This is a genomic window from Mycobacterium sp. IDUB_37 (genome assembly GCF_055419245.1).
The window spans coordinates 714,710-727,453 of the sequence record NZ_JBVAXG010000003.1 but is presented as its reverse complement, the minus strand read 5'-3'; the positions used below and the strand labels follow the sequence as shown (position 1 = coordinate 727,453).

Sequence of the window (12,744 nt, the reverse complement as noted above, 5' to 3'; positions counted from 1 at the left end):
CGGCGAAGGAGGTAACAATGGCACGCAAGCGTCGTTCCCAAGCCCGCCCCGTCGCGGTGACCAACGCGGGGCTGCGTATCGGAGTCATGGTCTTGCCGCGGATCCCGAGTCGGGTGCAGCGTCTGCTGGCCGGCGGCAAACGGATCACGGTCGACGGCAACACCCTGGACGTCACCGCTCAGCTCCTGCTGGCCGCGCAGCGACTCTCAGGTACCGGCGGCCTCGGAGCGTCGGGCGATCCGGAAACCGCGCGCGCTCTGATGCGGAACTCGCACGTGGTGATGGCGCCCAAGTTCACCATTCCGACCACAGATGTCGTAATTCCCGGCCCCGCAGGTGATTTGCGGACCCGGCACTACCGACCGATCGGCAAGGCCTCGGCACCACTGCTCGTCTTTTTTCATGGCGGCGGTTTTGTGGTGGGCGACATCGAATCGCACGACGGGCTGTGCAGGATGATCTGCCGGGACGCCGCCGTACAAGTCTTGTCAGTCGAGTACCGACTGGCGCCCGAACACAAGGCCCCGGCCGCGGTAGAGGACTGCGTGGCGGCCTATCGATGGGCCGTGGAACATGCCGACGAACTGGGCGCGTCCCGAATCGCTATCGGCGGCGATAGTGCGGGCGGAACCTTGGCCGCGCTCGTCGCACTGCACAGTCGCGACGAAGGCCTTCCGCAACCGGCGCTGCAGCTGCTGCTGTACCCGGCCCTCAACCTCTCCGGCCACACTCGCTCGCGGGCGTTGTTCTCCGATGGGTTCTTCATCTCCAAGTCGGAGATCGACTGGTTCACCGACTCTTTTCTCGGCGGCACCGAATTCGCGGCTGACGACGCCCGGGTGTCGCCGCTCAAGGCCGACCTCGCCGGCCTGGCGCCCGCACTGGTCTTCACCGGCGGTTTCGATCCGCTGCGTGACGAAGGCAATGAATACGCAGCGGCTCTGCGTCGGGCGGGCGTTCCGGTGCAGCACCGCCAATTCGACTCACTCCCACACGGATTCGCCAGCATCGCCCCGTTGGGCGGCGACAGTGCCAGGGCGATAGCAGAAGTCATCGCGGCCGTCGCGGCCCATCTCGGCGATCACGTACCTGGCAAAATCGCAATCGATTTGGAGTCCAGGTAGCCGTCAAGCCCTTCGGGCCCCAGTTCGCGACCATATCCGCTGCCCTTCACGCCGCCGAACGGCGCAAAGGGATCCATGGTGTAGCCCTGGTTGATGCCCAGCGTGCCGGTGCGGATGCGGGCGGCGATCGCCAACGCGCGTTCGATGTCACCGGTCCACACCGATCCGGCCAGACCGTAATCGGAGTCGTTGGCGATGGCCACGGCGTCGTCCTCATCGCGGTACGGGATGACGGTGATGACCGGTCCGAAGATCTCTTCGCGCGCGATGCGCATGGTGTTGTCGGCGCCGGCGAACAAGGTAGGCCGCACGTACCAGCCGCGGTCGACTCCGTTGGGCAACTCGGTTCCGCCGAGGACCAGTCGGGCGCCCTGCTGTTGCCCGACCTCGATGTAGTCCCGGACGCGGCGTTGCTGGCGGGCTGAGACCAGCGGGCCCATCTGGGTCGCGGGATCGGCCGGATCGCCCACCCGGATCTTGCCCATTTCGGTGGCGAGCGCATCGACGTAGTCGTCGTGGCGGCCTTCGGGCACCAGCACCCGGGTCAGTGCATTGCAGATCTGGCCGCTGTTGGACAGGCTGGCCGACCGCACGCCGGCGGCCACCTTCTCCGGCGGGGCATCCTCGAGGATGATGGCCGCGGATTTTCCGCCGAGTTCGAGGCTGACCCGGGTGAGATTGGCGCCCGCTGCGGTGGCGACGGATCGCCCCGCTGCGGTTGATCCGGTGAACGAGATCTTGTCCACCCCGGGATGCTTGACCAGCAGTTCGCCGACGGCGCCGTCGCCGGGCAGCACACTCACCACCCCCGCGGGCAGGTCGATCTCGTCCAGCATCTCGGCCAAAAGCAATGCGTCCAAGGGTGATTCGGGTGCGGGTTTCAGCACCACCGTGCAGCCGGCAAGGAGCGCGGGCACCAGCTTGGTGACGATGAGGAATTGCGGCATGTTCCAGGGCACGATCGCCGCGACCACCCCTACGGGTTCCTTGCGGACGAGCACGTCGGCGCCGAAGAACCCGGACCGATTCTGTTGCCATGGGTGGTTGTCGGCCAGGTCGCAGAAAGCCCGGATCATCATCGCTGGCAGTCCGACCTGGGCCCGCTGCGCGAAGGTGATCGGGGCACCGATCTCTGCGCTGATGGTGCCGGCCATCTCCTTTCGCCGCTGGTCATAGACGTCGGCGAGTCGACGGACTGTGGCGATTCGCTGCTCGGGTTCGGACCCGCCCCAGGGGCCGGAGTCGAACGCTGAGCGAGCGGCCGCAACCGCCGCCTCGACGTCGGCCGGTCCCGCGGCAGCGATCTCGGCGATCGTCTCCTCGGTATGAGGCGAGACGACGTTCAACACTCCGGGCATGCGCACCTCCGCACCAGTATCAACTACTTGCGATTGACGCTCCGAGCATATACCGTCGGGTTCCGACGGATGCCGCGCGTGGGGTGATTGAGTGGCTTCGAGTGGCCTCGAGCGTTGACGGGCCCGTGCGCGACCGGAACGGACAGGAGCGACCGTGCCTCGATTTCCCAAGCCGCCGGAGGGCAGCTGGACCCAGCACTACCCCGAACTGGGCATCGACCCGGTGTCCTACGAGGATTCCATCAACCCCGACATCTACGAGTTGGAGCGCGCGGCGATCTTCAAACGCGCGTGGCTCAATGTCGGCCGCGTCGAACAACTTCGGCGCAAGGGCAGCTACTTCACCAAAGAGCTCAAGGTCGTCAACACGTCAATCATTCTGGTGCGCACGGCATCCGGGGAGATCAAGGCATACCACAACGTCTGCCGGCACCGGGGCAACAAGTTGGTGTGGAACGACATGCCGCTGGAAGAGACCAGCGGCGTGTGTCGCCAGTTCACCTGCAAGTACCACGCCTGGCGGTATGACCTGGACGGTAACCTGACGTTCGTCCAGCAGGAGGGGGAATTCTTCAACCTCGACAAGAGCCGCTACGGTCTGGTGCCGGTGCATTGTGAAGTCTGGGAAGGCTTTATCTTCGTCAACTTCGCGAAGGTGCCCGAACAATCCCTGCGTGAATTCCTGGGTCCGATGATCACGGACCTCGAGGGCTACCCCTTCGGCACCATGACGTCCCGCTGGTACTACCGCTCGGAGGTGAAGGCGAACTGGAAGCTCTACATGGATGCGTTCCAGGAGTTCTATCACGCACCCGTGCTGCATGCGAACCAGTCGCCCACCGCGTACTCAAAGGCCGCTGCCCAGGCGGGTTTCGAGGCGCCGCACTACCGCCTGGACGGCCCGCACCGGTTGGTCAGCACCTCGGGGGTGCGGGCCTGGGAGATGGCCGACGATATGCGCAAGCCCATCGAAGACATCTGCCAGAGCGGCCTTTTCGGCCCGTGGGACAAGCCCGACCTGGGCGAAATGCCGGCCGGTTTGAACCCGGCGAAATGCGATCCGTGGGGGCTTGATTCGTTTCAGCTCTTCCCCAACTTCGTGATCTTGTTCTGGGGGCAGGGCTGGTATCTGACTTACCACTATTGGCCGACGTCGTTCAACAGCCACATCTTCGAAGGCACTCTGTATTTCCCGCAGCCACGCACTCCGCGTGAACGGGTAGCGCAGGAACTGGCGGCGGTGTCGTTCAAGGAGTACGGACTACAGGACGCCAACACGCTCGAGGCCACCCAGGGCATGCTCGAGTCGCGGGCGGTGGACCGGTTCGTCCTCAACGACCAGGAGATTCTGCTGCGTCATCTACACAAGGAGACGGCATCTTGGATCGAGGAGTACCGGCGCACCTCGGCAGCAGGGGTTTGAGTGCGATGACTGCTTTATTGCCTGGCGAATTCGCCGATCTGGAGCCGTTCGCGCCCTGGTGTCTGCCCACTGAAGCGGAGCGCTACGCCAAGCGGCTGGCGAGCACGATGACCGAGATGAAGGCCTTCTACGACGCGATAACCCCACGCGCAGAGGAGGCCTTGGTCTACTGCGACAAGTTCCCACTCGACGACCTGCCCGATGACGTACTGAACCTGATGCACCTGCTGTATTCGATGATCATGGTGTCGTTCCCGGTGGAGTGCTGGAAGCAGCCGCGGGTGCCCGACTCGGGTGCGTCCACCCTCGACTGCGTGGCAGAGCCGATCCCGTGAGCGATGTAACCGTCCTCAAAGCCGCGCGCTGGGCAGACGTCGACACTCTGCAGGTGCGGTCACCGGCGGTGGTGGTGGTCGATGGGCAGCGCATTTCTGCCGTCAATCCCGAAGGGCCGCTGCCTGATTCGGCGACAGTGCTCGACCTCGGCGATGTCACCCTGCTGCCGGGACTGATGGACATGGAACTCAACCTGCTCATCGGCGGTCCCGGTGGGCCGGAGGGCTTGCCGTCGCCGATGCACGGTGTTCAGGACGATCCGGCCTACCGAACGCTGCGCGGCGCGGTCAACGCCCGCACTACGCTGGACGCGGGTTTCACCACGGTGCGCAACCTGGGGCTGATGGTGAAAACCGGTGGCTACCTGCTGGACGTGGCGTTGCAGCGGGCCATCGACCAGGGCTGGCACCCGGGTCCGCGCATCTACCCGGCCGGCCACGCGGTCACCCCTTACGGGGGTCATCTGGATCCGACGGTGTTCCAGCGGCTGGCTCCCGGCATCATGCCGCTCTCGGTGGCCGAGGGCATCGCCAACGGCGTACCCGATGTAATCGCTTGTGTCCGTTACCAAATCCGGCACGGCGCCAAGTTGATCAAGGTGTCCGCGTCGGGCGGGGTCATGTCGCACAGCACTGCCCCTGGGGCACAGCAGTATTCGGACGCCGAGTTCGCCGCGATCGCCGACGAAGCTCATCGCGCCGGGGTGCGGGTGGCTGCGCATGCGGTCGGGGATTCTGCGGTGCGGGCGTGCATCCGCGCCGGCATCGACTGTATCGAGCACGGCTTCCTGGCCAGCGACGACACCATCCAAATGATGGTCGACCACGGCACGTTCCTGGTTTCCACCACGTACTTGACCGATGCGATGGCGATCGACCGGATCGCGCCGGAGTTGCGCAAGAAGGCCCTTGAGGTTTTCCCGCAAGCAAAGGCGATGCTGCCCAAAGCGATTGCTGCCGGCGTCCGCATCGCGTGCGGTTCCGATGCGCCGGCCATCCCGCACGGGCAGAACGCCAAGGAACTCGGCGCGCTGGTCGCACGCGGAATGACGCCGATGCAGGCAATCCGGGCCGCCACCGTAGTGTCCGCCGAACTCATCGAGGCCGACCACGAACTCGGCCGACTGGCTCCCGGCTATCTTGCCGACATCATCGCGGTGCCGGGGGATCCGTCCCGCGATATCGCCACCACGCTCGAGGTCCCGTTCGTCATGAAAGATGGGCAGATCCACAAGACGCCGGTCGCCGGGGTGTAAGGGGACGCGGATGGAACTCACCGAAAACATTCTGTGGCTGCTCAAGCAGGCCTTCTACTTCTCGTTGACCACCGTGAATGACGCGATCAGCGTGCACGGCGTCAGTACGGCCCAAGTCGGTGTGCTGCGCCAACTGTCCAACGAGCCGGGACTTTCCGGCGCCGAGTTGGCCCGGCGTCTGCTGATCAGTCCGCAGGGAGTCCAGCTGGCTCTGACGGCACTGGAGCGACGCGGTCTGGTGGAGCGAAGGCAGGATCCGCAGCACAAGCGCATCCTGCAGGCCTTCCTGACCGATGAAGGACATGCCGTGGTCTCCACGGTGGTCGGCGACGCCGTTGCGGCTCACGACCAGGTCTTCGGCGTACTCAGCGATGACGAGAAGGAGACGCTGCGTGAACTGCTCGGCCGGGTCGTCGAAAAGGGCACCGGCCACGAGTTCTTCACCGACCACGCCGAGCGCTGATGGCACGTGTATCTAGTACTTGATACTAGTCGCAAGTAGTTGATACTGTGAAAGTAATGCACGAGATCCCCGCGAGCGCGACTGAGTCTGCCACTGCGGTCACCGAAACGGTGACCATCCGGTTGAACAAGCGCACCACGACTGTGCCTTATGAAGCGGGTGAGACGCTGCTGCAGACCGCGCGGATGGCGGGGCTGAGCCCGCCGTCGTCATGTGAAATCGGTTCCTGTGGAACGTGTATGGCGCAATTGACTGAAGGTAGCGCCCGGATGCTCAACAACGATGCACTCGAGGACGACGAGGTCGAGGACGGTTGGGTGCTGACGTGTCAGGCCCTGCCAACCAGTCCGACCGTGCGGGTCGTCTACGAGTAGAGCAGAGAGGATGGATGGGCGACACATGAGCAAGGTGGCGGTGGTGACCGGCGGTGGGTCCGGCATCGGTGAGGCGACCTGTCACGAACTGGGCCGGCGCGGCCTTCGCGTTGCGGTCCTCGACGTGAATGAGCAAGCAGCGCAACGGGTCACCGAGGACCTGCGCGCGCAGGGGGCGACGGCTTTGGGCCTCGGCGCCGACGTCACCGACCGGGTTGCCGTCGAAGAGGCGTTCGGCAAGGTTCGCAGCGAACTGGGACCCGTCTCGGTCCTGGTGACCAGCGCCGGGTTGTTCGGCTTCGCACCGTTTCTCGAGATCACCATCGAGGACTGGTCGCGCATCGTCGACGTGAACCTGACGGGCACGTTTCATTGCTGCCAGGTGGCGATACCTGACATGCTGGCCGCGAAATGGGGCCGGATAGTGCTGATTTCGTCGTCCAGTGCGCAGCGCGGGTCGCCTTTCGCCACCCACTACGCGGCCTCCAAGGGGGCGGTGCTCACCTTGGCCAAGTCCCTGGCTCGCGAGTACGCCGCGCATGGCATCACCGTCAACACCATCCCGCCCTCGGGCATCGAAACGCCGATGCAGCATCAGAATCAGGCCGCCGGATACCTCGGCTCCAACGAGCAGATCGCCGGCAACATCCCCGTCGGCTACCTCGGTACCGGCGCCGATATCGCCGCCGCGGTCGGGTTCCTGAGCTCCGATGAGGCCAGATTCATCACCGGCCAGGTGCTGGGTGTGAACGGAGGTTCGGTGCTATGACGCGAGCAGGACGACCCCCGGAAGGCTCGTGGACCGAGCACTACCCCGACCTGGGGACGGGTCCCGTCTCATTCCGTGACTCGACATCTCCGGAGTTCTATGAACTGGAGCGCGCAGCAATCTTCAAGCGCGCCTGGCTCAATGTCGCCCGAATCGAGGAGTTACCTCGTGTCGGAAGCTATCTCACCAAGGAGATCGAGGTCGCCCGGGCTTCCATCATCCTGGTCAAGGGCCGCGACGAACGGATCCGTGCCTTCTACAACGTGTGCCGTCATCGCGGAAACAAGCTGGTGTGGAACGACTTTCCCGGCGAGCAGACCAAGGGCACCTGCCGTCAGTTCACCTGCAAGTACCATGGCTGGCGTTACGGCCTGGACGGCGCGCTGAATTTCGTTCAGCAGCAATCGGAGTTCTTCGGTCTCGACGTCGCCGAGTACGGACTGAGCGCGGTGCAGTGCGACGTGTGGAACGGGTTCATCTTCATCAATCTGGATCCCGAGCCACGCCAGACCCTGCGGGAGTTCCTCGGGCCGATGATCACCGGCCTGGACGACTATCCGTTCGCAAAGCTGACCGAACGCTACGAGTGGGTCGCGCACAACAACAGCAACTGGAAGATCTTCGCTGACGCCTTCCAGGAGTACTACCATGTGCCGTCGCTGCATCCGCAGCAAGTGCCCTCGGAAGTGCGAGACCCCAACGCCGGATTCACTTGCGGGCATTTCCAACTCGACGGTCCGCACCGGTTGGTGTCCACGGCCGGGCGGCGGCGTTGGCTGCTGCCCGCCGAGTTCATGTACCCGATTGAGCGGGCCACCAAGAGCGGACTGGTCGGTCCCTGGCGTACCCCCGACATCGGTGAGTTGCCGGCGGGGCTCAACCCGGGCAACGTCGAGCCTTGGGGTATCAGCAACTTCCAGATCTTCCCCAACATCGAGATCTTGATCTACGGCGGGTGGTATCTGCTCTACCGGTACTGGCCGACGTCTTACAACACCCATCGCTTCGAGGCGTACACCTATTTCCATCCGGCCGGCAGTGTCCGGGAACGGATCGAACACGAGGTCGCCGCTGTGGTGCTCAAGGAATTCGCCTTACAGGACGCGGGCATGCTCGGCGGCACGCAGGCCGCACTGGAATACGGCATCGTCGATGACTTCCCGCTCAACGACCAGGAGATCCTGGTGCGCCATCTGCATAAGGTAGTGGTCGATTGGGTGGACGCCTACCAACGCGAAGCGGCCCCGGCGGGAGTGTGACCATGTCGGATACGTTGCTGCCCAGCGCATTCGCCGAGTTGGAGGGCTACGCGCAAACGTGGTGTCTGGCCACCGAAACCGAACGCTGGAACGCGCGAGTCTCCAGCACCATGCCGCAGATGCAACAGTTCTACGACGCGTTCTTCCCGCGTCTGGAAGAGGCGATCGAGTATTGCGACAAGTTCGCGCTCGACAGCCTGCCGGATGATGCGCTCAACCTGCTCCACCTGATCTATTCGCTGATCATGGTGTCGATGTCGGTCGAGATCATGCACCAACCTATTCCGGTTAGCGCTGCCGACGCAGTGATGACCCGCACCGACGAACCCGTGCCCTGACAGAGAGATCCGTCCATGAGTCTGCTCACCATCACCAAACTCACCGACTCGGTCGGCGCCGAAGTTGCCGGTCTTGATGCCGGCAGCCTGGCGGCCGATACGTCAGCGAGTGACGCGATCTTGGATGCGTTGGAAGACAACGGAGTTCTGGTCTTTCCCGGGCTGCAACTCGACCCTGAGGCGCAGGTCGCGTTCTGCCGTCGCCTCGGCGAGATCGACCACTCATCCGACGGGCACCACCCCGTCTCCGGTATCTACCCCATCACGTTGAACCCGTCGAAGAACTCTTCTGCGGCGTATCTGAAAGCCACCTTCGACTGGCACATCGACGGCTGCACACCGACCGGAGACGAATGCCCGCAGAAGGCGACCATCCTGTCGGCGGTGCAGGTCGCCGAGTGGGGCGGGGAGACCGAGTTCGCCAACTCCTATGCGGCCTACGAAGCGCTGACCGCCGAGGAGAAGGACCGCTTCGGATCGTTGCGTGTGGTGCACTCGCTCGAAGCGTCGCAACGGCGCGTCACTCCAGATCCGAGCCCAGAACAGCTGGCGCGCTGGCGATCTCGACGCACCCACGAACACCCCTTGGTCTGGACACATCGCAGCGGCCGAAAGTCGTTGGTACTGGGTGCTTCTGCCGACTACGTGGTCGGCATGGACCCGGGGGAGGGCCGAGGCCTGCTGGCCGAACTTCTCGACCGCGCCACGGCCAAGGTGTACAGCCACAGCTGGTCGGTCGGTGACACCGTCATCTGGGATAACCGCGGTGTCCTGCACCGGGCCGCCCCCTACGACCCCGACTCGCCTCGTGAGATGCTGCGCACCACGGTTCTGGGCGACGAGCCGATTCAGTAGTCAGCGAAGTCGGCCGCGCAATGCCGTGATGAATTGCTGCGCAGTCCCGGTCACCGAGCGGCCCTCCGCGCGATCGGGATCCATCAAATCGTTCTCCGCCAACGGGCTCGCCTGATCGGAAATCGTCTCCTCGGTGAGGGGCCGCAGCGTCTTGCCTTCCCCTCGGAGTGCGTCGACCACCCGAAGCAGTGAATGTTCCTGCCTTGCAGCATCATTGAACACATCGCTCGACACGCCGAGGTGCTCTGACACCAGATCATCGCGCGCGAAGAGGATCTCGCGACGCAGATCATCGTGCGCCGGATCGTCCGGGTCGGCTTCGATGGCCACATCGCACTCGCTGTCGAATCCCATCGACCGGTTGTTGAGATTCGAGGACCCGATGCGAAGCAATCGATCGTCGATCACCATCACCTTCGAATGAACGTAGATCGAAGTTCCGCCGTCGGTCACCGGATAGTAGACGCCCAATCGGCGATGCTCGTCGGCGTCCCAGAGAACCTGAATGAGCCGGTGGCGCGCGCCATCCATCGTTCCCCGCTCGAGCAAATTATTGCCTTTGAGTGGAACGACAATGACGATCTCGGGACCGTCCTCCTCCCGGAGTCGGTCCGCCAGCGCAGCGACGATCCGTCGGGAGGCCAGGTACTGGTTCTCGAGGTATATCGTGTCGTGCGCCGCCGCGATGGCGGTGAGATTGAGTGCCTCTATCTCTCGAACCTCGCTCTGGCCGGCTAATTCCGGCAAGGTGCGCGCGATGCCCACGTCGACGTCGCGTAGCGACGGTTCGAGCTCGCTCGGCCACGCCGCGTGCTCAGCCGCGATGGCGTCCAACTGCTGCTTCGTCGCGGTGTGCCAACGGGCCCTTGCCAACTCGCCGAGTCCGCGCGCTGCCGCCCCGTCCACTGCTACCGCGGTCTCGTGTCGCGGGCCATACCGGCGCCGCAGTGATCGGCGGCCACGACTGTCGTCGTGATGGGCGCGGGTGTCCCACCTGGCGGTGGTGAGGTCGATGCCACCGCAGAATGCGAGCCCGTCATCGATGACGACGATCTTCTGGTGATGGACGGCCCCGGTGGGATGAGCGCCGTCGATGGCGAAGTGAATTCGCTTGCTGGTGACCTGATTGACCAGCGCCACCGGCGTCACACCGAACCAGACACCGTCGAAGACCGGAAGCAGACGCAGGTTCGACCGCAATAGGTAGATTTCGAGGTCCGGCCTTTTGCGCATCAGCCAATAGAGGAAGGCGCCCAACTGGTTTGGACCGGCCAGCGTGGTGACGCCTCGCTCGAATGTCATGCGGGCATCGAAATCCCAGCCGATCAGCATGATTCGGTGCTGCGCCCGCAGCAGTGCCGCCTTGACGAGCCTGAAGTAATCCGCGGCATCAACCACACGGGCGAACTGGTCGGCCCGGCGAATGTCCCAGCATGTCTGGCCGGGGATCAGCAGGGCCATGGGGCCGTGTCTACCACAGTGTAAATCAGTTGACCGCCTGCTAGCCGAGTGAGATCGTGGACCGCTGCCCTAACTAACCACGACAACGAAAAGCGATGACTCTCACCAACGATGAACTGACCAGCCTCACCGCCGGAATGCCCGGCGGCGATCACGCACACCGCCAACCCATCACCGACATCGATGCATGGCTGGATGGACTGGACTACGGTGTGCGTCCGGCGCTGCGCGCCCTTGGGGAGTTGCTGGTCGGTGTCGCCGAGCGCGAAAGTGCCGAAACCGCAGAGCGGTTCACCGCGCGCTGTCTGGGTGTGCCGGACTCCGGGCACCTGCTCGACGAGGAACGCGAACTCAACCCGGTGTCCCGGTTGACCACCGCGCTGGCGTTGGCGGAATGGATCGAGCAGCATCTGGGCGTCTGCGAGATCGGCCCGGGCGAGTGCGCGTATCCGCCCAAGTGGACGCAGACCGAACTCGGCGGCCAGCGTTATCGGCACCCGTTGTGCCTGCGGGTGCATTTCCCCGCCGGGACCTTGCTGGACGACGCGGGATGTGTCATCCACATCGAGGCGCGCGAGAGCATCATGCACTCGGCCGAGGTGAGCGCGTTCGTGACTCCGGACAACCAGGCGTACGCCCGTGCCGTGCTGGACCGGTTGGCCGAGCGGGCCGCCGAGCTGAACCCGTACCGCGGCAAGGCGGTACGCGCCGCCAACAACCACGGGCTGAGCTTCACGGTCATCGACCTGCCGACCGCGACCAGAGAATCCGTCATCGTTCCCGACGAGGTGTGGACCGAGGTCGACCTGGGCCTCACCGCGGTGCGGGACCGCTACCAGGTGCTCAACGCACATGGTCTGGGTGCCCGGCGCGGTGTCCTGTTGTGCGGCCCGCCCGGCACCGGCAAGTCGGCGGTGAGCGCGGTGGTGGCCCGCGAGGTGGTCGGCGCTTTCACCGTCATCTACGTCGAAGCGCGGGCGGGAGCTGAACTGCTCACCGTGGTGGTGGAAGAGGCCCAGCGACTCGGCGGCCCGGTGCTGATTGTGCTCGAGGATGTCGACCTGTGGTGTCGTGACCGCGCATCGAACGAGGTCGGGTTGTCGGAGTTGTTGCAGGCCATGGACGTCAAGGCCGACGCTCGTATCTTGACGCTGGCGTCCACCAACGATGCCGCAACGCTGGACAAAGCGGCGATCCGCACCGGCCGGTTCGACTCGGTCGTCGAGGTCGGCTATCCCAACCGCGGTGACGCGGCCCGCATCCTGCTGACGCTGATCCGCGACATTCCAGGCGGCCGGGCTGTCGACGCGGCGGCGGTGGTGGCCGTGCTGCCGGAGCGCACCAGCGGCAGCGACATCCGCGAAGTCGTGCGCCGCGCGGTGCTGGCCAGCGACGGCGGCACCGTGAGCACCGCGTCGCTGCTGGCCGAGGTGGGCAGCGGGAGGTACCGGGCCGCCGTGCCGGCGGGCATGTATCTGTAGTCGGTTAACGACTGCTCTCGTCAGCGGTGTTCTCTGCCGACTGGTGGCCGCCTGGCGCGTTCGGGTCGGCGCCTCCGTGCTCCAGCTCCTCTTCCTCGACGCGCTGTGCCTCGGTCGGTTCTCTGGCGTCCGTCGGCACCGGTTCGGGCTTGCTGTCATCCTGCTGATTCACGCGGGGCCTCTCTGAGCATCTACAGAAGTTGCCTGAAGGGTCTCCCGATTCCGCGGTGTCGAAACCCCGTTACGGT

The 12,744-nt window shown here is 64.7% G+C and carries 13 protein-coding genes and 1 pseudogene; 11 read left to right on the top strand and 3 right to left on the bottom strand.

Annotated features, from left to right (window positions below):
- Positions 1 to 17: 17 nt before the first annotated feature.
- Complete coding sequence (locus ACZY1I_RS14060) at positions 18 to 1,124, top strand: alpha/beta hydrolase (RefSeq protein WP_463755000.1); 1,107 nt, start codon at positions 18 to 20, stop codon at positions 1,122 to 1,124.
- Here ACZY1I_RS14060 and ACZY1I_RS14055 read toward each other — a convergent pair.
- A complete protein-coding gene (locus ACZY1I_RS14055) occupies positions 1,082 to 2,482 on the bottom strand; it encodes an aldehyde dehydrogenase (protein WP_463754999.1) in 1,401 nt (466 codons plus the stop codon). The two genes, ACZY1I_RS14060 and ACZY1I_RS14055, sit on opposite strands and share 43 nt — an antisense overlap.
- 154 nt (positions 2,483 to 2,636) lie before the next feature.
- Between ACZY1I_RS14055 and ACZY1I_RS14050 the strand changes: the two genes are divergently transcribed.
- The 9 genes and pseudogenes from ACZY1I_RS14050 (at position 2,637) to ACZY1I_RS14010 (ending at position 9,554) form a co-directional block, all read left to right on the top strand.
- Entirely contained in the window at positions 2,637 to 3,905 is a 1,269-nt protein-coding gene (locus tag ACZY1I_RS14050) for an aromatic ring-hydroxylating oxygenase subunit alpha (protein ID WP_463754998.1), read from the top strand.
- A gap of 5 nt (positions 3,906 to 3,910) precedes the next feature.
- Positions 3,911 to 4,240, top strand: a complete 330-nt coding sequence (locus ACZY1I_RS14045) for a hypothetical protein (RefSeq protein ID WP_463754997.1) — start codon at positions 3,911 to 3,913, stop codon at positions 4,238 to 4,240.
- Entirely contained in the window at positions 4,237 to 5,496 is a 1,260-nt protein-coding gene (locus tag ACZY1I_RS14040) for a metal-dependent hydrolase family protein (RefSeq protein WP_463754996.1), read from the top strand. Before ACZY1I_RS14045 ends, ACZY1I_RS14040 begins: the two co-directional genes overlap by 4 nt.
- Positions 5,497 to 5,506: 10 nt before the next feature.
- Positions 5,507 to 5,959 carry a MarR family winged helix-turn-helix transcriptional regulator gene (locus ACZY1I_RS14035; RefSeq protein ID WP_463754995.1) on the top strand — a complete coding sequence of 151 codons (453 nt, stop codon included), beginning with the start codon at positions 5,507 to 5,509 and terminating at the stop codon, positions 5,957 to 5,959.
- A gap of 107 nt (positions 5,960 to 6,066) precedes the next feature.
- Positions 6,067 to 6,333: pseudogene (locus ACZY1I_RS14030) on the top strand (2Fe-2S iron-sulfur cluster-binding protein); the annotation flags it as partial.
- Between the two features lie 25 nt (positions 6,334 to 6,358).
- A complete protein-coding gene (locus ACZY1I_RS14025; RefSeq protein WP_463754994.1) occupies positions 6,359 to 7,102 on the top strand; it encodes an SDR family NAD(P)-dependent oxidoreductase in 744 nt (247 codons plus the stop codon).
- Complete coding sequence (locus ACZY1I_RS14020) at positions 7,099 to 8,361, top strand: aromatic ring-hydroxylating oxygenase subunit alpha (protein WP_463754993.1); 1,263 nt, start codon at positions 7,099 to 7,101, stop codon at positions 8,359 to 8,361. The genes ACZY1I_RS14025 and ACZY1I_RS14020 overlap by 4 nt, the downstream gene beginning before the upstream one ends.
- A 2-nt stretch (positions 8,362 to 8,363) precedes the next feature.
- Complete coding sequence (locus ACZY1I_RS14015) at positions 8,364 to 8,699, top strand: hypothetical protein (RefSeq protein WP_463754992.1); 336 nt, start codon at positions 8,364 to 8,366, stop codon at positions 8,697 to 8,699.
- A 15-nt stretch (positions 8,700 to 8,714) separates the two neighbouring features.
- Positions 8,715 to 9,554: a TauD/TfdA dioxygenase family protein gene (locus tag ACZY1I_RS14010; RefSeq protein ID WP_463754991.1), complete on the top strand. Its 840-nt coding sequence runs from the start codon at positions 8,715 to 8,717 to the stop codon at positions 9,552 to 9,554.
- Here ACZY1I_RS14010 and ACZY1I_RS14005 read toward each other — a convergent pair whose 3' ends face one another.
- Positions 9,555 to 11,015, bottom strand: a complete 1,461-nt coding sequence (locus ACZY1I_RS14005; RefSeq protein ID WP_463754990.1) for a phospholipase D-like domain-containing protein — start codon at positions 11,013 to 11,015, stop codon at positions 9,555 to 9,557.
- 95 nt (positions 11,016 to 11,110) lie between these two features.
- Between ACZY1I_RS14005 and ACZY1I_RS14000 the strand changes: the two genes are divergently transcribed.
- A complete protein-coding gene (locus ACZY1I_RS14000; RefSeq protein ID WP_463754989.1) occupies positions 11,111 to 12,496 on the top strand; it encodes an AAA family ATPase in 1,386 nt (461 codons plus the stop codon).
- Between the two features lie 4 nt (positions 12,497 to 12,500).
- On the opposite strand, the gene ACZY1I_RS13995 is transcribed toward ACZY1I_RS14000, so the two are convergent.
- A complete protein-coding gene (locus tag ACZY1I_RS13995; RefSeq protein ID WP_463754988.1) occupies positions 12,501 to 12,668 on the bottom strand; it encodes a hypothetical protein in 168 nt (55 codons plus the stop codon).
- Positions 12,669 to 12,744: the final 76 nt, after the last annotated feature.